Source organism: Streptomyces odontotermitis (genome assembly GCF_050510915.1).
Taxonomy (GTDB): Bacteria; Actinomycetota; Actinomycetes; order Streptomycetales; family Streptomycetaceae; genus Streptomyces.
In genome coordinates, this window is the sequence record NZ_JBNJLS010000061.1 from 1 (window position 1) to 724 (window position 724).

Annotated in this window: 1 protein-coding gene; it reads right to left on the minus strand. The window is 69.2% G+C overall.

Annotated elements, in window-relative coordinates; all coding sequences use genetic code 11:
* Window positions 1–724 (minus strand): HAD family hydrolase (locus tag ACQB60_RS45745; RefSeq protein WP_496932042.1); only part of this gene is annotated, 724 nt, incomplete at both ends.

Sequence of the window (724 nt, forward strand, 5' to 3'; positions counted from 1 at the left end):
GCCCGTGATCATGACCGTCTTGATGCCCATGCGACGCAGCTCGTCGAACCGCTCCCGCATGCCCTCCTTGACGACATCCTTGAGGTGGATGACGCCCAACACCCGGGCGCCGTCCGTGTCTTCGATCGCCACCAGGAGCGGCGTGCCGCCCTTCTCGGAGATCCGCTCCGTGAGCTCCTGCGCCTCGTCCGAGACGCTGCCCCCGCGCTCCTTCACCCAGGCGATGACGGAGCCGCTGGCGCCCTTGCGGACCTTGCGTCCGTCGACGTCGACACCCGACATGCGGGTCTGCGCGGTGAAGGCGATCCACTCGGCCCCCACGAGCTCGCCCTGGTGGCGCTCGCGCAGCCCGTACTTCTCCTTCGCCAGGACGACGATGGAGCGCCCCTCGGGCGTCTCGTCGGCCAGCGACGACAACTGCGCGGCATCGGCCACCTCGGCCTCCGTCGTCCCGCGCACCGGCACGAACTCGGCCGCCTGCCGGTTGCCCAGCGTGATCGTGCCCGTCTTGTCCAACAGCAGCGTCGACACGTCACCCGCGGCCTCAACAGCCCGCCCCGACATGGCCAGAACATTGCGCTGGACCAGACGGTCCATGCCCGCGATACCGATCGCCGACAGCAACGCACCGATAGTCGTCGGGATCAGACAGACCAGCAGCGCGGCCAGCACGATCATGGACTGCTCGGCCCCCGCGTACACGGCGAACGGCTGGAGCGTGACC